Consider the following 531-nt stretch of genomic DNA (forward strand, 5'->3'; position numbering starts at 1 on the left):
AGCCTGGCCCAGCGCAGCGCCGAGGCCGCCAAGGAAATCAAGACCCTGATCAACGACAGCGTGGGCCGGGTCGAGCAAGGCAGCGCCTTGGTGGACCAGGCCGGCACCACTATGAGAGAGGTCGTGGACAGCATTCGGCGCGTGACCGACATCATGGGCGAGATCAGCGCGGCCAGCACCGAGCAGAGCCAGGGAGTAGCGCAGGTGGGCGAGGCCGTCACCAATATGGACCAGGCAACGCAACAGAACGCGGCGCTGGTCGAGCAGATGGCCGCCGCGGCCTCCAGACTGAAGGGTCAGTCCGAAGAGCTGGTGCAGACGGTGGCGGTGTTCAAACTGGCGGACGATGGCAGTTCCGACCCGGCTGCCTACGCACAAGACCAGTCGCATGGGAGAACTGCGCCGCACCGGTTGGCAGACCACCGACATCCTGATCCTCAGCCATGGCCGACCGCGGCAGTCAATATGGGTTTGCTGGAAGCTTATGCTTCAGAGAAAAGCTCGACGAACAACTGACGTAGCCACATGTTG

The 531-nt window shown here is 63.3% G+C and carries 1 protein-coding gene; it reads left to right on the forward strand.

The features are described from left to right. Positions 1 to 516: methyl-accepting chemotaxis protein (locus ACSHSS_RS30330; protein ID WP_445545983.1), on the forward strand; the 516-nt coding region annotated here is incomplete at its 5' end. Positions 517 to 531: the final 15 nt, after the last annotated feature.

It is taken from the genome of Burkholderia sp. BC1 (assembly GCF_052683555.1).